This window comes from Bradyrhizobium sp. Kon69, from assembly GCF_055807515.1.
Genome location: NZ_JBVVOS010000016.1, coordinates 14,504 through 39,585, shown reverse-complemented (window position 1 = coordinate 39,585; position 25,082 = coordinate 14,504). Strand labels below are relative to the sequence as shown.

The 25,082-nt window shown below is 63.4% G+C and carries 28 protein-coding genes; 14 read left to right on the top strand and 14 right to left on the bottom strand.

The window, feature by feature from the left end; translation table 11 throughout:
• The first annotated feature begins 206 nt into the window (after positions 1–206).
• On the top strand, positions 207–1,274 hold the full coding sequence (locus AC0L3U_RS21455; RefSeq protein WP_473363101.1) for a Ppx/GppA phosphatase family protein: 1,068 nt from the start codon (positions 207–209) through the stop codon (positions 1,272–1,274).
• Position 1,275: 1 nt separating this feature from the next.
• A complete protein-coding gene (locus AC0L3U_RS21450; protein ID WP_473346467.1) occupies positions 1,276–1,956 on the top strand; it encodes an RlmE family RNA methyltransferase in 681 nt (226 codons plus the stop codon).
• Between the two features lie 158 nt (positions 1,957–2,114).
• Here the strand turns inward: AC0L3U_RS21450 and AC0L3U_RS21445 are convergent, their stop codons facing one another.
• Entirely contained in the window at positions 2,115–3,605 is a 1,491-nt protein-coding gene (locus AC0L3U_RS21445) for an MFS transporter (protein ID WP_473363100.1), read from the bottom strand.
• A 392-nt stretch (positions 3,606–3,997) separates the two neighbouring features.
• Here AC0L3U_RS21445 and guaB point away from each other — a divergent pair, with 392 nt between their 5' ends.
• The 3 genes from guaB (at position 3,998) to AC0L3U_RS21430 (ending at position 7,165) form a co-directional block, all read left to right on the top strand.
• Positions 3,998–5,488 carry an IMP dehydrogenase gene (gene guaB, locus AC0L3U_RS21440; protein WP_007609139.1) on the top strand — a complete coding sequence of 497 codons (1,491 nt, stop codon included), beginning with the start codon at positions 3,998–4,000 and terminating at the stop codon, positions 5,486–5,488.
• 212 nt (positions 5,489–5,700) lie between these two features.
• Positions 5,701–6,723: an NADP-dependent oxidoreductase gene (locus AC0L3U_RS21435; protein ID WP_473363099.1), complete on the top strand. Its 1,023-nt coding sequence runs from the start codon at positions 5,701–5,703 to the stop codon at positions 6,721–6,723.
• A gap of 151 nt (positions 6,724–6,874) precedes the next feature.
• Positions 6,875–7,165 carry a hypothetical protein gene (locus AC0L3U_RS21430; RefSeq protein WP_354161479.1) on the top strand — a complete coding sequence of 97 codons (291 nt, stop codon included), beginning with the start codon at positions 6,875–6,877 and terminating at the stop codon, positions 7,163–7,165.
• A gap of 16 nt (positions 7,166–7,181) precedes the next feature.
• Here AC0L3U_RS21430 and AC0L3U_RS21425 read toward each other — a convergent pair whose 3' ends face one another.
• Together AC0L3U_RS21425 and AC0L3U_RS21420 are read right to left on the bottom strand one after the other, a co-directional pair.
• On the bottom strand, positions 7,182–8,024 hold the full coding sequence (locus tag AC0L3U_RS21425) for a metallophosphoesterase family protein (RefSeq protein ID WP_473363098.1): 843 nt from the start codon (positions 8,022–8,024) through the stop codon (positions 7,182–7,184).
• A gap of 70 nt (positions 8,025–8,094) precedes the next feature.
• The gene (locus AC0L3U_RS21420; RefSeq protein WP_473363097.1) at positions 8,095–8,742 is read right to left on the bottom strand and encodes an acriflavin resistance protein; all 648 of its coding nucleotides are present in this window, start codon (positions 8,740–8,742) and stop codon (positions 8,095–8,097) included.
• Positions 8,743–8,910: 168 nt separating this feature from the next.
• On the opposite strand from AC0L3U_RS21420, the gene AC0L3U_RS21415 reads away from it, so the two are divergent.
• Both AC0L3U_RS21415 and AC0L3U_RS21410 read left to right on the top strand, forming a co-directional pair.
• A complete protein-coding gene (locus tag AC0L3U_RS21415; protein ID WP_275167293.1) occupies positions 8,911–9,333 on the top strand; it encodes an MAPEG family protein in 423 nt (140 codons plus the stop codon).
• 34 nt (positions 9,334–9,367) lie between these two features.
• Entirely contained in the window at positions 9,368–10,666 is a 1,299-nt protein-coding gene (locus tag AC0L3U_RS21410; protein ID WP_473363096.1) for an RsmB/NOP family class I SAM-dependent RNA methyltransferase, read from the top strand.
• A 126-nt stretch (positions 10,667–10,792) separates the two neighbouring features.
• Here AC0L3U_RS21410 and AC0L3U_RS21405 read toward each other — a convergent pair whose 3' ends face one another.
• The 3 genes from AC0L3U_RS21405 to AC0L3U_RS21395 form a co-directional block, all read right to left on the bottom strand.
• The gene (locus tag AC0L3U_RS21405; protein ID WP_007592195.1) at positions 10,793–11,002 is read right to left on the bottom strand and encodes a cold-shock protein; all 210 of its coding nucleotides are present in this window, start codon (positions 11,000–11,002) and stop codon (positions 10,793–10,795) included.
• A gap of 258 nt (positions 11,003–11,260) precedes the next feature.
• The gene (locus tag AC0L3U_RS21400; RefSeq protein WP_473363095.1) at positions 11,261–11,593 is read right to left on the bottom strand and encodes a DHCW motif cupin fold protein; all 333 of its coding nucleotides are present in this window, start codon (positions 11,591–11,593) and stop codon (positions 11,261–11,263) included.
• Between the two features lie 155 nt (positions 11,594–11,748).
• Positions 11,749–12,120 (bottom strand): nuclear transport factor 2 family protein, encoded by a 372-nt coding sequence (locus tag AC0L3U_RS21395; RefSeq protein ID WP_473363094.1) that lies wholly within the window; start codon positions 12,118–12,120, stop codon positions 11,749–11,751.
• Positions 12,121–12,268: 148 nt separating this feature from the next.
• Between AC0L3U_RS21395 and guaA the strand changes: the two genes are divergently transcribed.
• Complete coding sequence (gene guaA, locus AC0L3U_RS21390; RefSeq protein ID WP_247360693.1) at positions 12,269–13,867, top strand: glutamine-hydrolyzing GMP synthase; 1,599 nt, start codon at positions 12,269–12,271, stop codon at positions 13,865–13,867.
• 3 nt (positions 13,868–13,870) lie between these two features.
• Here the strand turns inward: guaA and AC0L3U_RS21385 are convergent, their stop codons facing one another.
• The 3 genes from AC0L3U_RS21385 to AC0L3U_RS21375 all read right to left on the bottom strand — a co-directional run bounded on the left by AC0L3U_RS21385 (position 13,871) and on the right by AC0L3U_RS21375 (position 16,673).
• Complete coding sequence (locus AC0L3U_RS21385; RefSeq protein WP_473363093.1) at positions 13,871–14,413, bottom strand: hypothetical protein; 543 nt, start codon at positions 14,411–14,413, stop codon at positions 13,871–13,873.
• Positions 14,414–14,659: 246 nt separating this feature from the next.
• Positions 14,660–15,421: an FRG domain-containing protein gene (locus AC0L3U_RS21380; RefSeq protein ID WP_473363092.1), complete on the bottom strand. Its 762-nt coding sequence runs from the start codon at positions 15,419–15,421 to the stop codon at positions 14,660–14,662.
• Positions 15,422–15,779: 358 nt separating this feature from the next.
• Entirely contained in the window at positions 15,780–16,673 is an 894-nt protein-coding gene (locus tag AC0L3U_RS21375) for a LysR family transcriptional regulator (protein WP_473363091.1), read from the bottom strand.
• A 99-nt stretch (positions 16,674–16,772) separates the two neighbouring features.
• Here AC0L3U_RS21375 and AC0L3U_RS21370 point away from each other — a divergent pair, with 99 nt between their 5' ends.
• From AC0L3U_RS21370 to AC0L3U_RS21350, 5 genes are all read left to right on the top strand, one after another.
• Entirely contained in the window at positions 16,773–17,414 is a 642-nt protein-coding gene (locus AC0L3U_RS21370) for an NADPH-dependent F420 reductase (protein WP_473363090.1), read from the top strand.
• A 58-nt stretch (positions 17,415–17,472) separates the two neighbouring features.
• Positions 17,473–18,075, top strand: a complete 603-nt coding sequence (gene gstA, locus AC0L3U_RS21365; protein ID WP_473363089.1) for a glutathione transferase GstA — start codon at positions 17,473–17,475, stop codon at positions 18,073–18,075.
• A gap of 97 nt (positions 18,076–18,172) precedes the next feature.
• Positions 18,173–18,706 carry a hypothetical protein gene (locus AC0L3U_RS21360; protein WP_473363088.1) on the top strand — a complete coding sequence of 178 codons (534 nt, stop codon included), beginning with the start codon at positions 18,173–18,175 and terminating at the stop codon, positions 18,704–18,706.
• 77 nt (positions 18,707–18,783) lie between these two features.
• On the top strand, positions 18,784–19,449 hold the full coding sequence (locus tag AC0L3U_RS21355) for an SMI1/KNR4 family protein (protein WP_473363087.1): 666 nt from the start codon (positions 18,784–18,786) through the stop codon (positions 19,447–19,449).
• Positions 19,446–20,189 (top strand): SDR family oxidoreductase, encoded by a 744-nt coding sequence (locus tag AC0L3U_RS21350; RefSeq protein WP_473363086.1) that lies wholly within the window; start codon positions 19,446–19,448, stop codon positions 20,187–20,189. Before AC0L3U_RS21355 ends, AC0L3U_RS21350 begins: the two co-directional genes overlap by 4 nt.
• A gap of 123 nt (positions 20,190–20,312) precedes the next feature.
• On the opposite strand, the gene AC0L3U_RS21345 is transcribed toward AC0L3U_RS21350, so the two are convergent.
• The 5 genes from AC0L3U_RS21345 to AC0L3U_RS21325 form a co-directional block, all read right to left on the bottom strand.
• Positions 20,313–20,945, bottom strand: a complete 633-nt coding sequence (locus AC0L3U_RS21345; protein ID WP_473363085.1) for a class I SAM-dependent methyltransferase — start codon at positions 20,943–20,945, stop codon at positions 20,313–20,315.
• A gap of 11 nt (positions 20,946–20,956) precedes the next feature.
• Positions 20,957–21,367: a nuclear transport factor 2 family protein gene (locus AC0L3U_RS21340; RefSeq protein WP_473363084.1), complete on the bottom strand. Its 411-nt coding sequence runs from the start codon at positions 21,365–21,367 to the stop codon at positions 20,957–20,959.
• 69 nt (positions 21,368–21,436) lie between these two features.
• Positions 21,437–22,036 carry an NADPH-dependent F420 reductase gene (locus AC0L3U_RS21335; RefSeq protein WP_473363083.1) on the bottom strand — a complete coding sequence of 200 codons (600 nt, stop codon included), beginning with the start codon at positions 22,034–22,036 and terminating at the stop codon, positions 21,437–21,439.
• Positions 22,037–22,068: 32 nt separating this feature from the next.
• The gene (locus tag AC0L3U_RS21330) at positions 22,069–22,821 is read right to left on the bottom strand and encodes an SDR family NAD(P)-dependent oxidoreductase (protein ID WP_473363082.1); all 753 of its coding nucleotides are present in this window, start codon (positions 22,819–22,821) and stop codon (positions 22,069–22,071) included.
• 52 nt (positions 22,822–22,873) lie between these two features.
• Positions 22,874–23,608, bottom strand: coding sequence for an SDR family NAD(P)-dependent oxidoreductase (locus AC0L3U_RS21325; protein ID WP_473363081.1), 735 nt, complete (start codon positions 23,606–23,608; stop codon positions 22,874–22,876).
• Between the two features lie 263 nt (positions 23,609–23,871).
• Here AC0L3U_RS21325 and AC0L3U_RS21320 point away from each other — a divergent pair, with 263 nt between their 5' ends.
• Positions 23,872–24,768: a LysR family transcriptional regulator gene (locus tag AC0L3U_RS21320; protein WP_473363080.1), complete on the top strand. Its 897-nt coding sequence runs from the start codon at positions 23,872–23,874 to the stop codon at positions 24,766–24,768.
• The last annotated feature ends 314 nt before the right edge of the window (positions 24,769–25,082 follow it).

Genomic DNA, 25,082 nt, shown 5'->3' with positions numbered 1-25,082 from the left:
TGACCTGAAAAGCCGGCAAATGCGCGGTTTGGGGGCGCCTGGGGAGACCGGACCCCTCAAAAATAGCCCACCGGCCCGTTCACGACAACGCACGAATGGGCATGGTCCCATGTGATGCGTTGTTGCGCAGGATTGGCGCGCTGCTAAGGTTTCAGGCGAAAAAGCAATTCCAGATCGGCCCAACCGGCCGCGGAAAGACAGTTTGTATGAATGACCACACGCGGCTCCGCGACGGCCTTGCGCCGCACGGTGAGCTGGGGTCGATGGCGGCGGCGTTCGCCACTGAACCGGCCGTCGGCGCGCAAGCGCCGGGAACCGGCGTCTACGCGGCGCTCGACCTCGGCACCAACAATTGCAGGCTCCTGATCGCCTGTCCGACTCACGACGGCTTTCGCGTGGTCGATTCCTTCTCGCGCATCATCCGGCTCGGCGAGGGCGTCTCGGCAACGGGGTGCATCAGCGAGGCCGCGATCGAACGCGCCATCGTGGCGCTCGGCATCTGCCGCGACAAGATCAACCTGCGCAAGGCGCGGCGGCTGCGGCTGATCGCCACCGAAGCCTGCCGCGCCGCCTCGAACGCCGAAGGCTTTCGCAGCCGCGTGGCTGCCGAGACCGGAATCGAGCTCGAGGTAATCGATCGCGAGACCGAGGCGGCGCTTGCCGTGCTCGGCTGCTCGCCGCTGGTCGATCCCAGGGGGCGCGGCGCGATCCTGTTCGACATCGGCGGCGGCTCGACCGAGCTGGTGCGGATCGAGCGCGACGCCGCAAATCCGGAGCCGCGCATCAAAGCCTGGATGTCGATCCCGTTCGGCGTGGTCACGCTTGCCGAGCAGTTCGGCGGGCGCGACGTGACGCCGGAGATCTACGCCGCGATGGAGCGCGAGGTCGCCCATCACATCAAGCCGTTCGCCGAACAGCATGGCGGCGATCTCGCCGACATGCATCTGCTCGGCACGTCAGGCACTGTGACGACGCTCGCCGGCATCCATCTCAATCTTGCGCGCTACGACCGCCGCCGCATCGACAGCGTCTGGATGAACGATACCGACGTCACCGCAACCATCAACAAGCTGCTCGGCATGAGCTACGAGGAGCGCGCGGCGAACAGCTGCATCAGCGTCGAGCGCGCCGATCTCGTCCTGGCCGGCTGCGCCATCCTCGACGCGATCCGCCGCGCTTTTCCGCTGCCACGTCTGCGCGTCGCCGACCGGGGCCTGCGCGAAGGCATGCTGGTCGAAATGATGCGCGAAGACGGCGCGCTCAGGAGCTGGTGAGATGGCCAAGGACACCACCGGCCGCTTGCACGTCCAGGTCAAGACCCATGGCAAGCGCAAATTGTCATCGAAGCTCTGGCTGGAGCGGCAGCTCAACGATCCCTATGTGGTGAAGGCGAAGGCGCTGGGCTATCGCTCGCGCGCCGCGTTCAAGCTGCTCGAGATCGACGACAAATACCGGCTGCTCAAGCACGGCATGGCGGTGGTCGATCTCGGTGCGGCGCCGGGCGGCTGGAGCCAGATCGCTGCCAAGCGCGTCGGCTCGGTCGACGGCAAGGGCAAGGTCATCGCGATCGACCTGCTGGAAATCCCCGAGATTGCCGGCGTCGAGTTCGCGCAGCTCGACTTCATGGACAATGACGCGCCGGACAAGCTCAAGGCGATGCTCGACGGCGGCGCCGACATCGTGATGTCCGACATGGCTGCCAACACCACCGGTCACCGCAAGACCGACCAGCTTCGCATCGTCGGCCTGATCGAGACCGCCGCCGCGTTCGCCTGCGATGTGCTGAAGCCGGGCGGGACCTTCCTGGCGAAGGCATTCCAGAGCGGGGCCGATGCCGAGCTGCTCGCCCAGCTCAAGCGCGATTTCGCCACGGTACGGCACGTCAAGCCGGCCGCGAGCCGCGCGGATTCCTCCGAGCGCTACGTTCTCGCGACGGGATTTCGGGGCGGCATTTGATCGTCGTCCCGGCCTAGTGCGCAATTGCGCACGGGGGCCGGGACCCATAACCACCGAATTAAGTTTGGCGAAGACTGCCAATTGCCGTCTCGCGCCGAACTGCCGTCTCGGCGTATGGGTCCCGGCCTGCGCCGGGACGACATCGAGAGTGGTGCTGGCTACCCCAGCCGCTGATCCCGCACGTCCTGCGTATCCTCGGTTGCGGCCTTCACGGCCGCCTTCTCCGCGCCCTTGCCGGCACCTTTGCGGCTCGCGATCTCCACGGCCTTGCGGCCGGAGACTTCGTGGCCGGCATTAGCGGGCATCTGCCAGAAGAACCAGCTCGACGCTGCCGAGGTCAGGGCGACCACGATGAAGGCCGGCGCAAACACACTGGCGTTGAGCTCGCTGACGTGGCTGAGCCACATCGTCGTCTCCACGGACGCAGCGCCGACCGCGACACCGGCCGAGACCGCGAGCTGCTGGTTGACACTGACGAGCGTGGTGGCGCGGCTCATCTGCGCGTGCTCGACCTCGGCATAGGCCACCGTGTTGATCGCGGTGAACTCGAGCGAACGGAAGAAGCCGCCAACCACCAGGATGATCATGATGATCAGCAGCGGCGTCGTCACGGTGAAGAGCGCACAGGCGGCGAGGAAAACTGCACTGATGATCGCATTCACCGTCATCAGGTTGCGGAAGCCGAAGGCGCGGATGATGCGTGCGGCCAGCGCTTTCATGCCCATGGCGCCGAGCGAGGAGCCAAACGTGACGAGGCCGGACTTGAACGGCGAGAGGCCGAAGCCGATCTGCATCAGCAGCGGCAACAGGAACGGCAGCGCGCCGATGCCGAGCCGGAACATGAAACCGCCGAAAATGGCCGCGCGCAGTGTCGGCAGCCTCAGCAGCGTGAAGTCCAGCACCGGCGACCCCGTTCGCCGTGCGTGAATGACATACAGCGTCATCGAGATCGATCCGCCGGCGACCAGAGTGGCAACCGTGCTCCATGGCAGCAGATTGAGGCCGGCAACCGACAGCCCGAAGGCGATGCCGGCGAGCCCGAGGCCCGCGAGCACCATGCCGTAGAGGTCGAACGGCTCTCGTTCCTCGCTTTTGATAGGATCGATGAAGCGCAAGGCCATGAAGATGCCGAGCAGCCCGATCGGGATGTTGATCAGGAAGATCCAGTGCCACGACGCGTAAGTCGTGATGAAGCCGCCGAGCGGCGGCCCGATCACGGGGCCGATCAGGGCAGGGACCGTCACCCAGGCCATGGCATTGACCAGCGCACTCTTGTCGACCGACCGCAGCAGCACGAGGCGCCCGACCGGCGTCATCATCGCCCCGCCCATGCCTTGCAGGATGCGGGCGAACACGAAATCGGTGACCGATGTCGAGAGCGCGCAGCCGACCGAGCCGACCATGAACACGCCGACGGCAATCGCAAACACCATGCGCGCCCCGAACCGGTCGGCGGTCCAGCCACTCGCCGGGATGAACACCGCAAGCGACAACAGATAGGAGGTGATCGCGAGCTTGAGCGTCAGTGGGCTGGTGCCGATATCGGCCGCAATCGCGGGCAGCGACGTGGCGATGACCGTCGAGTCCATGTTCTCCATGAAGAGAGCAGTGGCCACGATCAGCGGAATGATGCGTTGCTTGTCGACCATGACGGATTGGTAATGGAAATCAGAAGGAGGGGCGGGAATTGCGGCTTATCACCGCCGCTGGGCCGCGACCATTGCGGATCGACGCATGGCACCTAAATCCTGCGTGAGCCCAGGTGGGGTGCGCCCTGCGCCGGAGATCGCGATGATCTACCGGCACGGGGGCGTCGTTCGCCAGTACGAGGCGCCGCGAGGCTGTCCCCCGCTGAATTTGCCTAAAAAGCCTGTGCATGGCTGGCCGGCGGTCCGAATTGCTTTGATTCGTCAACCACTCGTGCTATCGACCCGCGTCAACCCCACCGATGGGCTCCGATTCTCCGGCGTTGCCGCAAGGCACGCCGAGGGCGGCGCTCATCCATAGCTATTTGCGGCAGGGCCGCGGAAGGAGTTGGCACATGGCCACCGTGCAACAAGGCATTCGCGAAGCCCTCACATTCGACGACGTGCTGCTGAAGCCGGGCCTGTCGGACGTCATGCCGGGCGAGGTCGACATCCGCTCCCGCGTCACCCGCGCGATTCCGCTCAACATCCCGATCATGGCCTCCGCCATGGACACGGTCACCGAAGCCCGCATGGCGATCGCCATGGCGCAGGCCGGCGGCATCGGCGTCATCCACCGCAATTTCGATCCCGAAGGGCAGGCCGCCCAGGTGCGGCAGGTCAAGCGCTACGAGTCGGGCATGGTGGTGAACCCGCTCACCATCAGCCCCGATGCCACGCTGGACGACGCGCTCAAGCTGATGAGCGATCACGGCATCTCGGGCATTCCCGTCGTCACCGGTGCGGGCAAGTCCACGCCGGGCAAGCTGGTCGGCATCCTCACCAACCGCGACGTCCGCTTCGCCACCGACCGCCAGCAAAAGATCTCCGAGCTGATGACGCATGAAGGTCTCGTCACGGTGCGCGAGAATGTCAGCCAGGACGAGGCGCGGCGGATGCTGCATCAGCATCGCATCGAGAAGCTGCTCGTGGTCGACGAGCAATATCGCTGCGTCGGCCTGGTCACCGTGAAGGACATGGAGAAGGCGGTCGCCCATCCGCTGGCCTGCAAGGACGCGCAGGGCCGCCTGCGCGTCGCCGCCGCCACCACGGTCGGTGATAGCGGCTTCGAGCGCACCGAGCGGCTGATCGACGCCGGCGTCGATCTCGTCGTGGTCGACACCGCGCACGGCCATTCCCGTCACGTGCTCCATGCGGTCAACCGCATCAAGCGCCTGTCCAATTCCGTGCAGGTCGTTGCCGGCAATGTCGCGACCTCGGAGGGTGCGCAGGCGCTGATCGATGCGGGCGCGGACTGCATCAAGGTCGGTATCGGCCCGGGCTCGATCTGCACCACGCGCATCGTTGCCGGCGTCGGCGTGCCGCAGCTCACTGCGATCATGGATGCGGTCGAGGCGGCGAAGAAGTCCGACATCCCCGTCATCGCCGACGGTGGTATCAAGTTCTCCGGCGACCTTGCCAAGGCGCTCGCTGCCGGTGCCGACATCGCGATGGTCGGCTCGCTGCTCGCCGGCACCGACGAGACGCCCGGCGAAGTGTTCTTGTGGCAGGGCCGCTCCTACAAGGCCTATCGCGGCATGGGTTCGGTCGGCGCGATGGCCCGCGGCTCGGCCGACCGCTACTTCCAGCAGGACATCAAGGACACGCTCAAGCTCGTGCCCGAAGGCATCGAGGGCCAGGTGCCTTACAAGGGCCCGGTCGGCAACGTCATGCACCAGCTCGCCGGCGGCCTGCGCGCCGCGATGGGATATGTTGGTGCAAAGGACATGAAGGACCTGCACGACAAGGCCCAGTTCGTCCGCATCACCGGCGCGGGCCTGCGTGAAAGCCACGTCCACGATGTCACCATCACGCGCGAGGCGCCGAACTATCCGGGCGGGGGTTAGGCGCTCCACATTCCGCTGTCATGCCCCGGCTCGACCGGGGCATCCAGTACGCTGCGGCTTCTCGGCTCTATTAAGACCGTCTCGGAGTACTGGATGCCCCGCCCCCCGTGCGCAATTGCGCACTAGGCGGGGCATGACAGCGCCTGTTGGGTTTGCTTCATTCCCGCCCACCTCCTAAATGATTGCGACAAAGCAATCAGGAGGAAGCCATCATGTCCCAAGGCAAGCGCATCGTTCTCGCCGCGCGTCCCGTCGGCGAGCCAAAGCCGTCCGATTTCCGCATCGAGGAATTCGCCGTGCCGACGCCTGCGGCAGGTGAAGTCCTGCTGCGCACGATCTGGCTCTCGCTCGATCCTTATATGCGCGGGCGCATGAGCGACGGTCCGTCCTATGCGACCCCGGTGCCCGTCGGCGGCGTGATGGAAGCCGGTACGGTCTGTGAGGTCGCAGCCTCCAACAATCCGAACTTCGCCAAAGGCGACATCGTGCTCTCGCGCGCGGGCTGGCAGACGCACGCGATCTCCGACGGCAAGGGGCTGAACAAGATCGACCCGAAGCTCGCGCCGATCTCGACGGCCGTCGGCGTGCTGGGCATGCCCGGCATGACCGCCTACACGGGCCTGCTCGATATCGGCAAGCCGCAAGCAGGCGAGACCGTCGTCGTCGCCGGTGCCTCCGGTGCGGTCGGCTCGGCCGTGGGACAGATCGCGAAGATCAAGGGCGCACGCGCGGTTGGAATCGCCGGCGGCAAGGACAAATGCGATTACGTCGTGAAGGAGCTCGGCTTCGATGCCTGCATCGATCACCGCGATCCCGATCTGGCGGCGAAGCTGAAGGACGCCTGCCCGAAAGGCATCGACGTCTATTTCGAGAATGTCGGCGGCGCCGTGTTCGAGGCGGTGTTCCCTCTGCTCAATGCGTTTGCGCGCGTGCCCGTCTGCGGCCTTATCGCCCACTACAACGACACCGAAGCGAAGCCGCCGAAATGGGCCGCCAGCATGATGCGCGCGACCCTGACCAAGCGGCTGACCTTCCGCGGCTTCATCGTCTCCGACTTCGCCTCCCGCCACGGCGACTTCCTGCGCGACATGTCCGGCTGGGTCCGCGAGGGCAAGGTCAAGTACAAGGAGTTCGTCACCGAGGGCATGGAGAGCGCGCCCGAGGCCTTCATGGGGCTTCTGAAGGGGGCCAATTTCGGCAAGCAGCTGGTGCGGGTTGGGCCGGACAAAGCTTGATCCGCCGCTCTCGGCCCCCTCAGCGGCCGGGTATGGTTAACAAAGAGTGACCGATCGGCCACACCCGCCCGTAAAAGCCGCAGGTGTGACCGTCGGTTCATTGACGAGCAGGCGAAGGCATTGAATCATTGCGCATATTTCAGGTGCGATGATGTTAGAGCTTGTTGTTTTCTGCGTAATCCTTGTGGCCGCCGGTTATTGGGCGACGATGTTTGTCATGGGCCGTCGCGACGACGTCATTCATGGCAAGTTCGTCCATACTGAAGACGTGTTCGCGCAATCCGCGATGCCCACGCCCACGCCGCCGTTCCCCAAGCGTCCGGTCAAAGCCGCGCGGCCTGCCAATGTTCAGCCCGCTAATACCGGGGCCAAGCCGGTGAACAGCGACGCGCTGCAGTCCTTGCTTGCCGCGATCCAGCAGGATCTCAAAAGCGTCGCTTGAGCAGCGACGGGAAGCGCTAATGCTCGCCGCCCATCTGGGCGAGCAGCTCCTCGATATCGATATCGACCTGGCCCGCGGCCCTGACGTGGCGAACCTCGAAGCCGTCGGGCTGGAAGCGGTACTCCACAAGGCCGACCTCCTTGATCGCGATCCGGTCCTGGCGCGCATCGTTGATCTTGAAGCCGGCCGACGGTGCCCAGACGTGGCGGGTGTGGCGCCAGGTGAAGTCGCGCCGCTGGTGCACGTGACCGCTGGCGATGAGGCGCAGGTCGACATGTGCAAACATCTCGATCAGCCGCGCGCGGGCCGGCTGCGGCACGTAGCGGATCGACGTCTCCGGCGTCTCGGGGTCGTCGGGCCCGTTGAGAAATATCGGCTTGTGTACGAACAGCGCCACCGGCTTGCCGTTCGTGCGCGAAACTTCCGAGGCGAGCCAGTCGAACTGCTCGGCCTCGAAGGCGAGCCCTGATTTCATCACCAGCGAGTTGAGGCCGATGAAGCACCAGCCCGCGGCCTCGAACGACCAATGGTCCTCGCCGATGATCTCGCGGAATTGCTGACGATGCGCTTCCGCGACCGGCGGCTTCGGCGCGGGGCCAACCGCGGTCGGATTGTCGCCAATGTCGTGATTGCCAGGGATGTAGCGGCAGGCGACGGGCAGGGCATCGTGCAGGCCCTTGGCGAATTCGACATCGTCGCGGCTGGTCGGCCCGTCGAACGAGACGTCGCCGGTGTTGACGACGAGGTCGGGCCTATCGGTGTCGATGTGCGCGCTCAGCGCCTGGAAGTTGGCGATCAGGCCGGGGAAGCGCCGGCCAAGATGGGTGTCGGAGATCTGTGTCAGGCGAAATTCGGACATGGATCGATCATAGGCCACGCCCGACGTCGGAACGATGACGGTGCGTTCGTGGCCAGCGATCGAACAATGTTTAAAGCACGCGATAGCGGATCATATAGGCGTCCTGCGGCGCGACCGCGCTTGTCAACGGCGAGGCGATGCGGTCGGCGAGGTGCCAAGGACCGAATTGAGCACCGGACTGCTCGGAGCGATGCGGCTCGGCGGGCAGGCGGAGGCGGAATTCGAAGGTGCCCTTGCCGGGCAGGTTCACGACCAGCACGCGGTCCGCGGTGCGGTGGTTGAGCGCCACCGCGCCACGCAGGACGGAGCGGCCATCACCGAGCTCCCGCACGCCCTCGACCAGTGCCAGCGTCTGGTTTCGGTCGGTATGCAGCTCGATCTGGGTGTCGGATACTGCTGCCAAGGTCTCCTTGGGCATGCGGATCTCGAACTCGACCGCGGGTTTTGACGGATTGAGGCCAAGATAGGCCAGCGCGGCATGGCGCATGTCGTAGGCGGCAAAAGCGAACAGAGCGAGGGCGGCGAGCGCAGCGAGGCCATGCCTGAGGACATCGCGCCAGGTCCGATAGCTCATTCGGAAGTAGACCGTCATCGCCAGCGCCACCGCAAGCGCCGTCGCGATGCCGGCCAGCGCCGACATCAGGATGCCGAACTGCCCGTCGGCGGACTCGGTCAAAGCGCCAGTCAGGCTGCCGATCTGGCTGAAGAGGGTGTTCATGGCGGTCTTTCGCCTTGCGCCCCCGAGGGGCCAAAATCGCTTTAACTGTCGACAGTTGGTCGCCTCATCGGGAACGCCGGTTCAACTCGTTGATTGTCAGGACCAGCGGTGACAGCTAATGGACGCTAGCTGTGGCTTCCGCCCGATGGGAAATCCCGGGAAATTCCGATGTCCGTTCAAATGGTTTTGCTGCCGGTCTTCGTGCAGGTTGGTCTCACCTTCGCACTCCTGATCGCCATGGCAATGGGACGCCGGCGCGCGCTCGTCTCCGGCGAGACCAAGAGCCGTGACATTGCGCTGGGCGAGCCCAACTGGCCCAAGGGCGCCACACAATTCGCCAATTGCTACCGCAACCAGTTCGAATTGCCGGTGCTGTTCTATGCCCTGATCGCGCTGGCGCTCCCGTTGCGCCACGCCGATCTCTTCATCGTGCTGATGTCCTGGGTGTTCGTGGTGACGCGCTTCGTCCATGCCGGAATCTTCGTCTCCTCCAACAACCTCGGCCGCCGCTCCACGATCTGGCTCGCCGGCGTGCTCGTCCTGCTCGCGATGTGGATCTACTTCGCGTTGAAAATGCTGTTGCTGATCTAGGCGCTACTCGCCGATCCTGATCTGAAAGATTCAAATGACTCCCGCTGCCCGGCTGTCCGCAGCCATCGAACTGATCGACACCATCGAGAAAGATCGCGTGCCCGCGGCCAAGGCGTTGAAGGAGTGGGGCACCGCGCACCGCTTCGCCGGCTCCGGCGACCGCGCCGCCATTGCCGGCCTGGTCTGGGACGTGCTGCGCCGCTATGCCTCCAGCGCCTACCTGATGGATTCGGATACCGCGCGGTCGCGGCTGATCGGCATGCTTCGTCTCGAGCGCAACATGGATGCGGCCACGATGGCCGCGCTGTTCGACGGCAGCCGCTTTGCCCCTGCGCCATTGACCGAGGCCGAGCAGGCCGCGCTCGCCTCGCGGTCGCTTGAAGGTGCCCCGGCCGCGATCGCCGGCGACTATCCGGAATGGCTGGATCCGTATTTGGCAAAAGCCTTCGGCGACGAGCGCGTCGCGGAGGCGGCCGCGATGGCGAGCCGGGCGCCGCTCGACCTACGCGTCAACACGCTAAAATCCAATCGCGACAAGGCGCTGGGGGCGCTTGCTCATCTTCATGCGAAACCGACGCAGTGGTCGGCAACCGGCCTGCGCATCGAGCTTTCGGCCGATGCGCGCAACCCCGGCATCCAGGCCGAAGAGGATTTCATCAAGGGCGTCATTGAAGTGCAGGATGAGGGGTCGCAGCTGGCGGCTGCCTTGACCGCCGCAAAACCCGGCGAGCAGGTGATCGATCTTTGTGCCGGGGCCGGCGGCAAGACGCTGGCGCTCGCCGCGATGATGCAGGGCAAGGGCCGGCTGATCGCGACCGACAGCGACAAGCGGCAGCTTGCGCCCATTCACGAACGCCTGTCGCGCGCCGGCGTCCACAATGCCGATGTGCGCACGCCCAAGGGCGAGGCCGATCCGCTGGCCGAGATCAGCGCCACCGCCGACCTCGTCGTGATCGACGCGCCGTGCACGGGAACCGGAACCTGGCGCCGCAACCCCGATGCCAAATGGCGCATGCGCCCGGGCGCGCTGGAGATTCGCCTGCGCGACCAGACCGAGGTGCTCGAGCGTGCGGTTCCGCTGGTCAAGGCCGGCGGCCGCATCGCCTACATCACCTGCTCGGTGCTTTCAGAGGAGAACGGCGAGCAGGTGAGGGCGTTCACCTCCCGTCATCCCGAGTTCGCGGTGGTGCCGCCCGAGCAGACCGCCAGAGTGCTCTGGGACAAGGCGGAGGAGTTTGCGCAAGCCGCGCTGCAATCGCCGGAAGGCTGGCTGATGACGCCGCGGCGGACCGGGACGGACGGGTTCTTCGTCGCGGTCTTGAAGAAATCGTAGCGTCATAGCCGCTCTTGGTGGGTGCGGCGGCCCCCAAACAAAAACCCCGCGAACCGGAACCCGGTCGCGGGGTTTTCTGAGTCTGCGTTCTGCCGGTACGTCCGTGGTCAGAACGGTGCGCGGGCGTTAGCCGACGCGGAGATTGTCAGCCGAGGACTTGCCGCTGCGACGATCGGCGACGATGTCGAACGAGACCTTCTGACCTTCGTTGAGGGTCGAGAGGCCAGCGCGCTCGACGGCGCTGATGTGCACGAACACGTCCTTGTCGCCGTCATCCGGCTGAATGAAACCAAAACCCTTTTGATTGTTGAACCACTTCACGGTGCCCATAGCCATGGGAATTTCCTTTGCTTAAGAAGTTAACACGCGGACCGGTACGCACTATTGCGCCCATAATCCTGATCAGTCGATGTTGGAGAAATCATCTGAAGCGTGCGCGCCCGTCAGCAACGAAGCGAAGCGGCCCAGTCGTTCGGCCAAGTATCGATGATCACAATATAGCGAGATTTTGGGGCCACTTCAAGGCACCACCCGTCGCTCGGAATGTCGCCGCATTTTGCTATTTTGCGGTGCAAATTAACCCTTCCGGGGCGCTCAATCGACGATAAACAGCGTCGCCCCGGTCGCCGTCGAGGACCGGTGCGCGGCGTCGCCGAAATCCGAGACCTGGTAGCTCATCCCAGCCGTGAGCTTGAACTTGCGGCCGTCGCGCAGCTCGCTGTCGAGCTCGCCCTGCAGCACGTACAGCACGTGGCCGCGGTCGCACCAATGGTCGGCGAGATAGCCCGGCGTATACTCGACCATCCGCACCCGGAGTTCGCCGATGTTGAGCGTGCGCCACTGCGCTTGCCCGGTCTCGCCGGGATGGATGGTCGGCTCGACCTTGCTCCAGTCGGTGACGGTGAAGGGGGAGGTGGGGAGCTTCATCTGGAATCCTGTGTCAGAGCCGGCGCCGGTGTTGTTAGCGTATGTGCTCGCCACAGTCTCCGTCATTGCGAGGAGCCCTTGCGACGAAGCAATCCAGACTATCTCCGCGGACAGATTCTGGATTGCTTCGCTACGCTCGCAATGACGGGGACAAGCTAGTGCACCGGATGATTCGCCGATCCCTGCACGATCTTTCCGGCCGCATTCACCCGCAGATATTCGCAGATCCGCTTTCCCCGCTCGTTCTCGTAGAACACCACCACGCTATCAGGGCTGACGAACAATTCGATCAGCGAGAAATGCAGGTTCGGCAACAGGGCGAGCGCCTTGCCCCAATAGGCGCGCAACGCATCCTTGCCGCGCACGGTGCCGCTTTCGTCGAAGCCCATCGCGGGGATGCGGTCCGACGTCATCACGGCGTCCTCGTCATAGAGCGTGAGCACGCGTTCGAGATCGCGCGCGTTCCAGGCCTCGACCCAGGTGCGGCCGAGCGCGGCGAGATTCGACGGCTGATGATGCTGTGGCATGACGTTCTCCCTGTTCGGCCCTTGGTGAGTGACGGACCATATTAGGTCAATAATACTTACCTATATTGATTTGTCCATGCCCAAAGAAGAATGTGGGCGCGCGGCCCGCGCGGTTGCAGGAAAAGTCCCCGTCGCGTATTTGCTTGCCATGACAGCAGCACAGACCGACCGCTCCGCGTCGACGCCCTCCGTGGCCTCGGCGCATGACAAGATTCTCATCGTCGACTTCGGCAGCCAGGTGACGCAGCTCATTGCGCGTCGCGTGCGCGAGGACGGCGTCTATTGCGAGATCGTCCCGTTCAACAAGGCCGAACAAGCCTTCAACGAGATGAAGCCGAAGGCGGTGATTCTCTCCGGCGGGCCTGAATCGGTGCATGAGGCGGGCTCGCCCCGCGCCCCGCAAGCAATCTTCGATTCCGGTGTGCCCGTGATGGGCATCTGCTACGGCCAGATGGCGATGGCGGAGCAACTCGGCGGCACCGTCGAGGGCGGCCATCACCGCGAATTCGGCCGCGCCGATGTCGAGGTGAAGGCGCCGAGCAAGCTGTTCGAGGACGTCTGGTCACCGGGCGGCAAGAACCAGGTCTGGATGAGCCATGGCGATCGCATCACCAAGATGCCGCCGGGCTTCTCGGTGGCCGGCACCTCGCCGAACGCGCCCTTCGCGATCATCCAGGACGAGACGCGCAAATATTACGGCCTGATGTTCCACCCGGAAGTGGTGCACACGCCCGATGGCGCCAAGCTGATCCGCAATTTCGTCCGCAAGATCGCAGGCCTTTCCGGCGACTGGACCATGCGCGCCTTCCGCGAGGAGGAGATCGCGAAGATCCGCGCCCAGGTCGGCAAGGGCAGGGTGCTCTGCGGCCTCTCCGGCGGCGTCGATTCCGCGGTCGCGGCCGTGCTGATCCACGAAGCCATCGGCGAGCAGCTCACTTGCGTGTTCGTCGATCACGGCATGCTGCGTCTTGATGAAGCCAAGACCGTGGTCGACCTGTTCCGCCACCACTACAACATCCCGCTCGTGCACGTGGATGCCTCGAAACAGTTTCTCGGCGAGCTCGAAGGCGTCACCGATCCCGAAACCAAGCGCAAGACCATCGGCCGCCTCTTCATCGAGGTGTTCGAGGCGGAGGCCAAGAAGATCGGCGGCGCCGACTTCCTCGCCCAAGGCACGCTCTATCCTGATGTGATCGAGAGCGTCTCCTTCACCGGCGGCCCCTCGGTGACGATCAAGTCGCACCACAATGTCGGCGGTCTCCCCGAGCGCATGAATATGAAGCTGGTCGAGCCGCTGCGCGAGCTGTTCAAGGACGAGGTGCGCAAGCTCGGCCGCGAGCTCGGCCTGCCCGAAATCTTCGTCGGCCGTCACCCGTTCCCGGGCCCCGGCCTCGCCATCCGCTGCCCCGGCGACATCACCCGCGAAAAACTCGACATCCTGCGCAAGGCCGACGCGGTCTACATCGACCAGATCCGCAAGCACGGCCTCTACGACGACATCTGGCAGGCCTTCGCCGTGCTGCTCCCGGTCAAGACCGTCGGCGTCATGGGCGACGGCCGCACGTATGATTTCGTGGTCGGCTTGCGCGCCGTCACCTCCACCGACGGCATGACCGCGGACTTCTACCAGTTCGACATGAAGTTCTTAGGCGAGACCGCCACGCGCATCATCAACGAGGTGAAGGGCGTGAACCGGGTGGTGTATGACGTGACGAGCAAGCCGCCTGGGACGATCGAGTGGGAGTAGGGGTCAGGATGCAGAGTTTGGGATGTCAGCCCAACGATATCCTTTCTCACCAGTCGCGTCGCCGTGCCACGGAATAGGATTGTTGTTGGGCACGAACTGAAAGTCGATGCCCGATGCGATTTTGACTATTTGCCCTTCAGCATAATTTTTCTGTCTGGGCGCTTTTCGCCAAGCTCGGATTTCTCCTTGCAAGTACGATGCTTCCGCCTTGTTCGTATGCAATGCAACAATTGAATTATACGTTTGTGCGTCGGCCGCATTGTCTTCGGCGACGACCCAAGTTCCTGTCCAGACTGACCCGTCTGCATTTTCCGCTACGCCGATTTCCCTTGGGCAGATGAAGTGAAATTCACATACGTATTGGTCGGGTCTGCGTTCCGGTGATTTCGTCTTGAGACTTTTGATGCGAGGGGGCTTCCGATGTTCAAGCTCGATGACGCATAGAGCGACAATGTCGCTCCGACCTTGCCTCGCAGCATTTTCTTGGATGATCTTGATTTGCTCCGTAGAGCGCTTTGCAACGTCTTCTTGCGTCCAGACAACCATTTTGACCCGGCCCTGCGCGTATGTGAGTGACGCCAAAATCTATGTCATGGTGAAGAGGACGTCCAGGACTACGCAGCGCATTGACGGACAGAGCGGTGAAACCCATCGCGTTGACAACGAATTAACCGACGCAGCTTCGCTCTACCTCCAAGGCTTGCTGGAGATTCGCTGACCTCAGCCTCACGACCTTGATAGTACGTCGGTCGTGATGATCCCGGATTAATGATCGCGTGCGCAACAACACGTTCAAATTTGGCGCGTTTCTAAATCCTCAGCTAGGCTTCCCAAATCGGGAAATAAGGTGCTTCTTCTGAAGCCACAGAGGTGAATTTCTTCAGCTATTCCGAGAACGTTTGCTGCTGGAATTACAAGTTGGTCTAGGAACTGTCCGGCCGCGTTGTGAGCTTGCAGCGGCGCCTTCAGCGTATGAATAGTGAAGCTACCCTGCTGTGCAAATATTCGGGTGTCTGTTTCGGCCCCCATTACGGCGCACACTTTGTTCAACGTCAATTCCACATAGTCGATTTCGTCGCCACTAAAATCCAATTGCCAAGGTCCATAATCTGAGAATGCTCCTCTAAGAAATCTTCTCACAGACCACCCCTCGATCGAAGGTGTTATTGCTTCTCCGATCTCGAGTTGATTTAGCAGATAAGGATCTAAGATCCACACGGATGCGTCGGTGAGTGGATGTTTCGGCTCATAAATATACTTTTCGACTGCAAAGTATAAAGCGACCAGCGGCGATGTGGACCAGTCCAAAAGACGGGTTGGCAATCCGTAATGCTGCATCAGGCTCAGATACTGACCATAGTTGTCATATTCTGGGAGTCGTTCGTGTCTGGATCTGGACAAGACACGAAAACGATTCGTTAAATCTCGTTCAATGTACTTTTGGTTCCGAAATGCCTTAGGCTGCAACTGCCAGGTGCTATCACGTTCGCCTCGGTACCAATGATCAAACGGTCTGCCGGCGCGAGATGTGCCTGTTTTGTCAATCGCCGCCAACTTTGTCTTCAGAACTGAGACAAAGTCACCCAGGTTCGCAATCCGCATATTTCGACTGCCTTTTCCGCGAGCGATATCGATTCAGTTTATTCAGACCAACACAAAAATGTAGCGCTACAGAAAAGTATGTTCAAGTTGCGCATTGGTTGCGCGCAGTGACGGCGTAGTTGAGGCTGGAATCGGCCGTTGCCAGGCGCACGGTGAGAGCTACCTCGGCACTAGGATTGCGGTGACAGTGTATTTACTGTCGCTCGCCAAAGAAGCCTTCTAAGAAAACGAAGGCTTGCGAGTTGAATGCACTGTCACCCTAATTCGCATACGTCGTCCGCCCATCCCGCACGGCCTATCGCCTCTGTCGTCATTTCTTCTTCCGCCGAAACGCCGCGACGAACGCGTCCATGACTGCGGCAAGCGCCGGTCCTGCGGGCCCCGGCGCGCGCAACATCCACACCGCCCATGGAGGCGGTGCGTAGGCGTCGAGTACCGTCACGAGACCGCGCGAGCCGAGGAGAGCCGCCGTTCCCTCCGAGCCAGCTTGCCCGATCCCGGCCCCAAGCACCGTCGCTGCGCGCAGGGCATCCGAACCGTCCACGGTCAGTGCGAAGTCGGGCTGGAGGCGGCGCGTGCCGCCCGGTGCGCGGAACAGCCAGGGCATCACCCGTCCCGTCGCCGGAAAACGCAGGCCGATCAGCCGGTGCTTTGCGAGATCATCAGGCGTTAGAGGCGTCCCGTGCCTGGCAAGATAGGCGGGCGCGGCAAGGGTGATGAGCGGCAACGGCGCAAGGCGCCGGGCGAGGAGACTGGCGTCGGCGATCCGGGGCGCGATCCGAACCGCGAGATCCCAGCGTCCGCCGCCGAGGTCGGCGAAGTGGTCATCGAGGGCCAACTCCACGCGCAGGGCCGGGTACCGCTCCAGAAGCGAGGCCAAGGCGTGCAACAGGGGCGGAGCGAGGGAGGCGGCTGCGGTCACGCGCACCGTACCCGCGACTCCGACTGGTGCGCCGAGACGGCTGGCGGCAGCCGCGAGTGCGAGGGCCGGGCCTCGGACCTCGGCGAGGAAGCGCTCACCGTCGGGTGTGAGGGAGAGTGCGCGGGTCGAGCGGCGGAACAGGCGCGCACCGTGCGTGGCCTCGAAGCGGCCGACGAGGCGGGCAATTGCGGCCGGGGTCACGCCGAGCTCGCGCGCGGCCCCGGCGAAGGAGCCGGCCTCGGCAACACGGAGAACGACGACGGCGGCGCGCAGAGTGTCCATGCTTCATTCAATACATTTGGTTGCTTCAGCCGCAACCCATTTGTCCTGCCCTGCGCGGCCCCGCGCCCTTACGTTGGCAGTGTCAGAAGCAGGAAAACGATGATGCGCATTGGAATCGTGGGTGTTGGGCCGGTGGGGCAGACCTTAGGGACCATCTGGGCGCGGGCGGGTCACGAAGTGGCCTTCGGCTCGCGTGACCCGGCTCGCGCTGCGGAGGCGGTGTCGGGTCTTGCCGGTGCGCGAGCGACCACACAGGAACAGGCTGCGGCGTTCGGCGAGGTCGTATTGTGGACGCCGCGCGGCGTCATGCCCGCCAACCCGGACATGCTCGCCGGGAAGATCGTACTCGACCCGAACAACCGAGAGCCCGGTTCGGTCGGCGATTACGCCTCACCGCGTCCCGAGGGACCAAGCTTCGCCGAGCAGCTGCAGGCGGCCGCACCGCGGGCGCGCGTGGTGAAGGCGTTCAATACTGTGGTGATGCGGTTGCTGAGGGAGAACCCCGAACGGCTGACGGCGTCAGGGGCACAGGTGTTCCTCGCCAGCGACGACGCGGAAGCGAAGAGGGTGGCTGCCGCGCTGGCGGCGGATGCCGGGCTGGCCGCGGTTGATCTCGGGGGGCTGGACGCGGCGTGGCTGGCAGAGACGATGGCCGACGCGTTCCGCCAGGCCATGAGGACGAGCCCTGCCGGATGGCGCCAAGCGCTGGTGTTCGCCGACCTCGCAGGGAGGCCAGGCTAGAACTCATGAAGCTACACCTCATGAAGCTGATCTCCTCTCTCTTTAGAAGGTACATGCAATGAAGCTGTTCTACTCTCCCTCCTCATGCTCTTTGTCGCCGCACATCGTGCTGCGCGAACTCGATCTGCCCTTTACGCTCGACCGCGTCGATCCGGTGACCAAGCGAACCGAGTCGGGAAACGACTATCTGACGATCAATCCGAAGGGCTACGTGCCCGCGCTGGAGCTCGATGACGGGGAGGTTCTCACCGAAGGTCCTGCGATTACGCAGTATCTCGTCGACAGATACGCGCCTGGCACACTCGCGCCGCTCTTCGGCACGATCGAGCGGGCACGGGTCAACAGCTATTTGACCTATATCAGCACCGAGTTGCACAAGCCGTTCGGGCGGCTGTTCGATCCAGCGCTGACCCCTGACGCCCGTGCCTCGACCGTAGCCTACCTGAATCGCAGGTTTGCGCTGATCGAGCAGGAGCTCGCCGATGCACGACCGTTCCTGACCGGTTCGGCCTTCACTCTCCCCGACGCCTATCTTTTCGTGATCGGGCGATGGGGAGCGTTCACCGGCTTCGATCTCTCGCCGTTTCCCAACATCGTCGCGCACGCCGGGCGGGTCATGGCTAGGCCTGCGGTTCAGCTAGCACTCGACGCCGAGAAGTAGGCAGCGGCAGGGCACGTTTTGGGGGCTCCGTTTCGGTCGGTTCCTGTACCATGATGGTTCATGATGGTATGTGACAGCGAACCGAACGGAGAATACCTTGTTGACCGATACGGGACTTCAGAAGCTCAAGCCTGGCGAGAAGCTTTGCAAGCGCGGCGACTGCGACGGCATGTCCATTGCCGTCCTGCCCATCAACAGGCGCAAGCAGATTTATAAAAGTGGACCACACCATCGAGGAGGTACATTGATGCGCGCCGCCTTGAAAGTGGTGATGGCCGCGATATTTGCCATGCCGGCTGCGGGGGCTCTGGCGAAGTCTCCGGACTGCGCGAGTTGGCCCACCAACATGGCCCTCGTGCACCTCAAGAACGCCGGCCTGATCGATATCCCGTCAGTGATCGAGGCGCAGACCAAGGCCGTTCGTCTCGCATCCGAAAAGATCGGCAAGGACCTCCACCTCCAGGTTTACGACATCACGTTTCACACCAAGGATGGCAAGACAATCGAGGTCATCACGAAAAACCAGGCATCAAGCGAGGAATGCTCGATGAGCGGCGTCGACGTCTATGTGGTCGCGAAGAAAATCGGCGGGTCGGCAGAGCTGCCATCTGACGGCACGCCTAAAAAGTGATCCGGCAGCATCGAAAGCTCAAGAACCAGGGGGGAATGACGATTGATCCAAATCGGATCGAGCCCTAGCATCGCGTCATGGACGCCGAACAACGAATTGAGAACTTGGAAGCTGCGCTTGGGGCCAGCTTGCCCATGGCGTATCGCGACTTCCTGCGGTCACATAGGGAAGAGCCGTCTCGTCCGGTTCAGGTCGTCTCGACCAATCCCGACTACTGGGATGTGAGCTGCATCTTCGAAATCGGGGACGCTGAAGACTACCGCCAACTCGATGGTTGTTATGAACTGGTTGGCGACGTCCTTCCCGAAGGGATGTTGCCAGTTGGCGAAGACCAAGGCGGTAACCTCTACCTTTTGGATTGCCGCACGGGTCCGAGCACCGGAGCCGTCTATTGGTGGGATCACGAACAGGAGCCTGGCGAGGACCGCGTGGAGTTGGTCGCGACGAGCTTCCCGGAGTTTCTCGCCGTTCTGGTCCCCGATTCGCAGCGGCACGCGCGTGGGCGACGACGATCAACTTCGCTGTCAGGTCGATACCGCGCGGCCGGTTTGGAGTTGCTGAAGCCCACCGCGAAAAGCGGAATCGGTCGCATTCGTATTGGGGCTTGCTGCTGCTGCGCGGCAGCCTCGCCTCGGATCCTCGCGCACGTCCGCTCCGCTCCGCGCAAGCCGCACCGCGATTTCGTCAAGAAGTCGTTCAATCCTGCGAGCTGCGGGAACAAGACGAACGGAAACATCGCATGAGTACAGGCAAACTGACCGGAAAAGTCGCGCTGGTGACCGGAGCGTCATCCGGGATTGGAGCAGCAACGGCCGTGGCTCTGGCAGCCGAGGGAGCGTGCGTGGCGATCGCAGCCCGACGCATGCAGCGCTTGGGTGATCTTGCGGAGCGGATCCGCCAAGCCGGCGGCCAGGCGCTTCCGCTCGAAGTCGATGTTTCGGACGAGGCACAGGTCTCGGCGATGGTGCTGCGCGCTATCGAGGAGTTTGGGCGGCTCGACATGTTGCTCTGCATCGCCGGCGTTGGTGTCGCCGCGCCGTTCCAGAACACCACGACAGCTGAATACCGTCAGATGATCGAGGTAAACTTCCTGGGGCTGCTCTACCCGATCCATGCCGCGCTGCCGGGAATGAAGCGGCAAGGTTCGGGACACATCGTAATCCTCTCATCCGGCACCGGACGCTATATCCATGCCTCAACGGTCTATTCCGGGACCAAGCATGCTGCCAGCGCCATGGCGGAATCGCTTCGACGCGAAGTCGGGAAGGACGGCATCCGCGTCACGACGATCGAGCCGGGGGCCGTCAAGACCGAGTTTGTCGCGCAGATGCGCCCCGATGTCCGCCAGGCGGTGGAGACCAGACTGGGCGACATGGAGCAGCTCGAGAGCGAGGACATCGCCGCTGCCATCCTCTACGCGGTGACGCAACCGCCCAGGGTCAACGTCAACATCCTCACGCTTTATCCCACCCAACAGGCCTGAGCCCGGCGCCATGCCGGGTAACAAACATTCAGGGATTTGCCGCATCCTGATCGGCGCGGGGCATCCCGGCGCGGTCGATTGAGTGGGAGTGAAGGGTCGCGCGCTGCTTTCGCGGGGAAGGCATCACGGCTTCACGAACCGATAGGCGAAGCGATCGGTCTTGCCCTTGATGGCGGGATCAAACACCTTGATCGTGTGCGGGTCGTCCTTGTTCGCGAGCAGGGTGCTTTCCGCGTCCAGGACGAAGCCGGCCGCCTCCACCTCCTTGCGAACGGATGCAGGCTCGATCCGATGCAGCGATTGGGCGTCGCGCGTGCCCGCGCCGAGCGCGGCGGCGTGGTCGACGATGACGTAGCACCCGCCGGGCTTCAGCCGCTCGTAGACGGCGTGATTGAACTGGGCCGCCGTCGCGCCCCTAGCCTGGATCAGTGCGGTGTGGAGATCGTGGTAGAACAGGTGCAGCCACAGCACGTCCGCTGGCTGCGTGGCCTGCGGCATGGCCACGAGGTCCGCCGAGACGGCTTCGACGTTCTCTCGACCCGGCTCCCTTGCAAGCGTCTGGATGCGACCGAGCGGATCGTTCTTGAAGTGGGCGACTTCGGCCGGCACGAAGCTGTCAACCCGTCCTTCGCCTCCCACGATGCCGGAGAAGAGACGGGTCCAGTCGCCGTCGCCCGGGTAAACGTCGATGACGGTGGATCCCGCACCTATTCGTGCAAATTGAATCAGCTCGGCTAGCTTGGATTGATCGTACATCGAGATCTCCTTCAAGCTTGGGCATTCGACACGCGCGCGGCCCGCGCCAGTGCCTGCGTGTCGACGTATTCCCGGATGCTCGTCAGTTTGCCGTTTCGAATGGTGATGGCGAAGACCCAGTCGTCCTCGAAAATCTTGTTCGTGGCTTTGATCTTTCCCTTTGCGAATCCGACGACCAGGACCCGGTCTCCTTGCGCGACGAACTCGCGGGGTTCCGTGGACGTTTCGATCGACTTGGATGCCGTCTCCAGCAGATCCGTCACCCCGTCGTGCCCGCGATGCGTTCCGGCCAGCGGCCAGTCCTCGCCGGGGATGATCCACTCGATGTCCGCACTGATCAGCGCCAGCAGAGCCTCTCTGTCGCCGTGGCCGATCGCGGCGAAGAAGTCCTTCACGGTCTGGATGTTTTTCTCGATGCTCATGGGATTTCTCCATTTCGCTCCGATCGGATCGCACTCGATCCGATCGGATGCTTCGTGTCCCCGTGTTCGTCAGTCGAACTTGACCAGATCCTTGAAGATCAGGTGGCCCCAGCTGTTTCCGCGCGCCTGCACCAGCAGTCCGCCTTCCGCAAGCCCGCCAAGTTTGATCGGCGCGAAGCCGAGACTGTCCGCAAGCGCGCCGATTTCCGCTGCGGCAGCGTCATCGTCGCTCGCCAGGAACACGACTCTCCTGCCACTATGGACGGCAGGATCCTGGGCAAGCACGGCAGCACCCAAATGGTTGAAGCCCTTGACCAGTCGACCGCCGGTGAAGGCTTGCGCGAGGGCCTTGGACGAAGGTTGTCCTCCGAGTTTCTCAGGGGGCACGCCGTAGGCATTGGTCACATCGACGATGGTCTTGCCCTGCCAGGTGGGCAGCGCCTTCGCGACATCCTGGTGCGACTCGAAACGGACCGCCAAAAAGATGATGTCCGCCTTGACGGCGTCCGCCAGTCTTTTGGGAATGATCGTGGGTCCGATCGCGGCCGCGGCGGATGCAAAGCTTTCCGGGTCGCGCGTGGTTGCAACGGATACTTCGATGCCATTGCGGGCAAACGCCCTGGCCAGGGCCTGGCCGATATGGCCGAAGCCGATAATTGCGTAGCTCATGATGTTTCTCCGATCTTCTGTCGATGGCGCGGTCAGACCTGCGCCATGCCGCCATCGACGGCGAGATCCACGCCGGTGATGTAGGAACTTTCATCGCAGGCGAGGAAGGTGACGGCAGCCGCGATTTCCTCCGGCTTGCCCCTGCGACCCATCGGGACCTGTGAAGCAAATCCGGCGGCGGCTTGCTCGGCTTGCTCGCGGGTCAAGCCCGTCGTCGTCTCCAAAGCGGGGGTCTCCGTTGGCCCGGGGCTCATCGTATTGACGCGGATTTTGCGGTCCTTCAGCTCCAGCGTCCAGGCGCGCGAGAAGCTGCGCACCGCCGCCTTGCTCGCGGCGTAGACGCTGAACCCTGGCAGCCCCTTCACGTTCGACACCGAAGAGTTCAAGATGATCGAACCGCCGTCCCTAAAGAGGGGGAGGGCCTTCTGCACGGTGAAGAACAGCCCCTTCACGTTGACGTCGAAGGTCTGGTCGAAATGGGCCTCGGTAGCCATCGCGAGCGGTGCGATCGTCCCTGCGCCCGCATTCGCGAAGAGAATGTCGATGTGACCATGTTTCTCTTTCACGACGGCGTAGAGACGGTCGAGATCGTCCAGGCGCGACACGTCGCCGATGACCGTCGTCACGTTTCTCTCGATGAAGGCTGCGGCGTCCTTCAACTCTTTCTCGCGTCGTCCGGTGATCACGACATGCGCACCTTCGTCCACGAAACGCTTGGCTGTGGCCAGCCCAATGCCGCTGCTTCCGCCGGTGATGATTGCGATCTTGCCTTCGAGTTTTTTCATGATGTTTTCTCTTTCGTTGTGTGTGTGGGCCAGGCGCGGGACCGCGCCGGGATCAGAGTTGCGCCAGGCCGCCGTCGACGGCGACTTCGCTGGCGGTCATGAAGCTGCTGTCCGACGAGGCGAGAAAGGCGGCCACCGCTCCGATCTCTGCGGGATCGGCCATGCGCTGCAGCGGAGTCATCGCGGCGAACACCTTCTGGCCTTCCTCGCCCAGCGCTTCCTTCGCGAGTTCGGTCGCGGTCGCCCCGGGCGACAGCACGTTGACGCGGATGCCGCTGCCCTTCAGGTCCTCCGCCCAGGTCCGCGCGAGGTTGCGCACCGCCGCCTTGCTGGCGCTGTAGGCGCTCATGGCCGGCGCGCCCGTGGTGCCCGCGCTCGATCCGGTCAGGATGATCGAACCGCCCCGGCGCATCAGCGGCAGCGCCTTCTGCACGGTGAAGATCGTCCCCTTCACGTTGGTGTCGAAGGTTTCGTCGATGTGCGCGGAGGTGATCTTGCCGAGCGCAAGCTGGCTTCCCGCGCCGGCATTGGCGAAGACGATGTCGAGGGCTCCACGCTCGGCCTTCACCGCCGCGTAGAGCCGGTCGAGGTCGGCCTCATCCGAGACCGAGCCCTTCACCGCGCGGGCATTGGGCCCGAGGGCGGCGACAGCAGCGTCGAGCGCTTGCTGTCGGCGGCCGAAGATGAAGACGAAGGCGCCGTCCTCGATGAAGCGCTTTGCCGCGGCGCGCCCGATGCCGGTCGCGCCACCCGTGATGACTGCAACCTTGCCGTCAAGCTTTCCCATAATTTCTCCTGTCGTGGTCGGGACAGCATCTGCCCCCGAGGTCCCCGAGATAGGTCCGCCGGCGTCAGGCATTGAGTGCGGAAGCGCGCACATCGGTGGTGCGAAATCGATCCGGCCGGATGAGCGACGCCAGCGGCGACGATCGACGTCCGCCGTTGGGAAGGGGCTGCGCCTGCCGGAACGGGCTATGTTGACCGCCCGTACTGCGGTACGAGGCGTTGGATAGGGCTCGGAAGGCGCACCGCGCGGTGCGGGATTGCACCATGATTGACTGGGACGACGTTCGCTACTTTCTGGCCGTCGCGCGCGGAGGCTCGGTGCGGGCGGCCGCCGAGCAACTCGGCGTGAACCACGCGACCGTGCTGCGACGCATCGCCCAGCTCGAGGAACGCCTCGCCGTCCAGATGTTCGAAAAGTTGCCTTCGGGCTACCGCTTGACCGCTGCGGGCGAGGAGGTCCTCGAATTCGCCGACCAGATGGAAGCCTCGTCGCACCAGCTCGAGACGCGCGTGTTCGGGCGCGACCAGAGCGTGCGCGGGCGTCTGCGGGTGACGCTGGCGCCGCCGATGGCGACACATTTGCTGATGCCTGATTTCGCCGATTTCGCGCGTCTGCATCCCGACATCGAGATGGATGTCCTGTCGTTCGGCGAACTTGCAAACCTGACCAACCGGGAGGCCGACGTCGCGATCCGCGTCGTCTACGACCGCAAAACCCTGCCGCAAAATCTTCACGGCATGAAGGGACCGGAGCTGTTCGGCGCCGTCTACATGTCGCGCGACAGACTAGCCGCGTGGCGTGCCGGCGCGCCTGATCCGTTCCGCTGGATCGTCATCAGCATGCATGGCATCCCAAATTGGGCCAGCGCGGGTGAGGTCCGCACCACGGGCGTTCCATTCAGGGTCACGGACGCCGGGGCGCAGATCGTTGCTGTCCGGCAAGGGCTCGGGATCACGACACTGCCGTGCTTCGTCGGCGATGCCGACCCGCTGCTGGTGCGGGTGCCGGGCAGCGAGTTGCACATGTACGGAACGGTTTGGCTCCTCACACAGGGAGAGACACGCAAGACCAAGCGCGTGCGGCTCTTTACGGAGTTCGTATCCCGCCGGCTCGCCGCGTACGCGCCGCTGCTGGCGGGGCTGTCGGTGGCGCGTGAGTGAGGCGCGGCAGGTCGCAGGGGATGGTTGGCGTCCGGGGAAAATCGACCAATCGATATCCGTAGTGTGTGAAACCGAGCAAATCGTGGATGGACGAAATTTTCCAATGAATTCAAGAACGAGAATTTCTGACGGATTCGGGATAAGGTTCTTCGTCGTCAGCGGAAGATCTTCCTCGATGGATCAATGCGTTACGATGCCTTCGGAGCAATCGAGTGTAAGCAGGGGGCGAACTCAAACTGTGCCGTCGATTATCACCTGAAGCCAAGTCGCTAAGTCGGCGTCCAGCTTTGTCTAAGAACAGTACCTGGACCGGA

Excerpts from the sequence above, each read along its gene's own strand:
- AC0L3U_RS21455 (WP_473363101.1), top strand. The coding sequence starts at position 207 with ATGAATGACCACACGCGGCTCCGCGACGGCCTTGCGCCGCACGGTGAG.
- AC0L3U_RS21450 (WP_473346467.1), top strand. The coding sequence starts at position 1,276 with ATGGCCAAGGACACCACCGGCCGCTTGCACGTCCAGGTCAAGACCCAT.
- AC0L3U_RS21445 (WP_473363100.1), bottom strand. The coding sequence starts at position 3,605 with ATGGTCGACAAGCAACGCATCATTCCGCTGATCGTGGCCACTGCTCTC.
- guaB (WP_007609139.1), top strand. The coding sequence starts at position 3,998 with ATGGCCACCGTGCAACAAGGCATTCGCGAAGCCCTCACATTCGACGAC.
- AC0L3U_RS21435 (WP_473363099.1), top strand. The coding sequence starts at position 5,701 with ATGTCCCAAGGCAAGCGCATCGTTCTCGCCGCGCGTCCCGTCGGCGAG.
- AC0L3U_RS21430 (WP_354161479.1), top strand. The coding sequence starts at position 6,875 with ATGTTAGAGCTTGTTGTTTTCTGCGTAATCCTTGTGGCCGCCGGTTAT.
- AC0L3U_RS21425 (WP_473363098.1), bottom strand. The coding sequence starts at position 8,024 with ATGTCCGAATTTCGCCTGACACAGATCTCCGACACCCATCTTGGCCGG.
- AC0L3U_RS21420 (WP_473363097.1), bottom strand. The coding sequence starts at position 8,742 with ATGAACACCCTCTTCAGCCAGATCGGCAGCCTGACTGGCGCTTTGACC.
- AC0L3U_RS21415 (WP_275167293.1), top strand. The coding sequence starts at position 8,911 with ATGTCCGTTCAAATGGTTTTGCTGCCGGTCTTCGTGCAGGTTGGTCTC.
- AC0L3U_RS21410 (WP_473363096.1), top strand. The coding sequence starts at position 9,368 with ATGACTCCCGCTGCCCGGCTGTCCGCAGCCATCGAACTGATCGACACC.
- AC0L3U_RS21405 (WP_007592195.1), bottom strand. The coding sequence starts at position 11,002 with ATGGCTATGGGCACCGTGAAGTGGTTCAACAATCAAAAGGGTTTTGGT.
- AC0L3U_RS21400 (WP_473363095.1), bottom strand. The coding sequence starts at position 11,593 with ATGAAGCTCCCCACCTCCCCCTTCACCGTCACCGACTGGAGCAAGGTC.
- AC0L3U_RS21395 (WP_473363094.1), bottom strand. The coding sequence starts at position 12,120 with ATGCCACAGCATCATCAGCCGTCGAATCTCGCCGCGCTCGGCCGCACC.
- guaA (WP_247360693.1), top strand. The coding sequence starts at position 12,269 with ATGACAGCAGCACAGACCGACCGCTCCGCGTCGACGCCCTCCGTGGCC.
- AC0L3U_RS21385 (WP_473363093.1), bottom strand. The coding sequence starts at position 14,413 with ATGGTTGTCTGGACGCAAGAAGACGTTGCAAAGCGCTCTACGGAGCAA.
- AC0L3U_RS21375 (WP_473363091.1), bottom strand. The coding sequence starts at position 16,673 with ATGGACACTCTGCGCGCCGCCGTCGTCGTTCTCCGTGTTGCCGAGGCC.
- AC0L3U_RS21370 (WP_473363090.1), top strand. The coding sequence starts at position 16,773 with ATGATGCGCATTGGAATCGTGGGTGTTGGGCCGGTGGGGCAGACCTTA.
- gstA (WP_473363089.1), top strand. The coding sequence starts at position 17,473 with ATGAAGCTGTTCTACTCTCCCTCCTCATGCTCTTTGTCGCCGCACATC.
- AC0L3U_RS21355 (WP_473363087.1), top strand. The coding sequence starts at position 18,784 with ATGGACGCCGAACAACGAATTGAGAACTTGGAAGCTGCGCTTGGGGCC.
- AC0L3U_RS21350 (WP_473363086.1), top strand. The coding sequence starts at position 19,446 with ATGAGTACAGGCAAACTGACCGGAAAAGTCGCGCTGGTGACCGGAGCG.
- AC0L3U_RS21345 (WP_473363085.1), bottom strand. The coding sequence starts at position 20,945 with ATGTACGATCAATCCAAGCTAGCCGAGCTGATTCAATTTGCACGAATA.
- AC0L3U_RS21340 (WP_473363084.1), bottom strand. The coding sequence starts at position 21,367 with ATGAGCATCGAGAAAAACATCCAGACCGTGAAGGACTTCTTCGCCGCG.
- AC0L3U_RS21335 (WP_473363083.1), bottom strand. The coding sequence starts at position 22,036 with ATGAGCTACGCAATTATCGGCTTCGGCCATATCGGCCAGGCCCTGGCC.
- AC0L3U_RS21330 (WP_473363082.1), bottom strand. The coding sequence starts at position 22,821 with ATGAAAAAACTCGAAGGCAAGATCGCAATCATCACCGGCGGAAGCAGC.
- AC0L3U_RS21325 (WP_473363081.1), bottom strand. The coding sequence starts at position 23,608 with ATGGGAAAGCTTGACGGCAAGGTTGCAGTCATCACGGGTGGCGCGACC.
- AC0L3U_RS21320 (WP_473363080.1), top strand. The coding sequence starts at position 23,872 with ATGATTGACTGGGACGACGTTCGCTACTTTCTGGCCGTCGCGCGCGGA.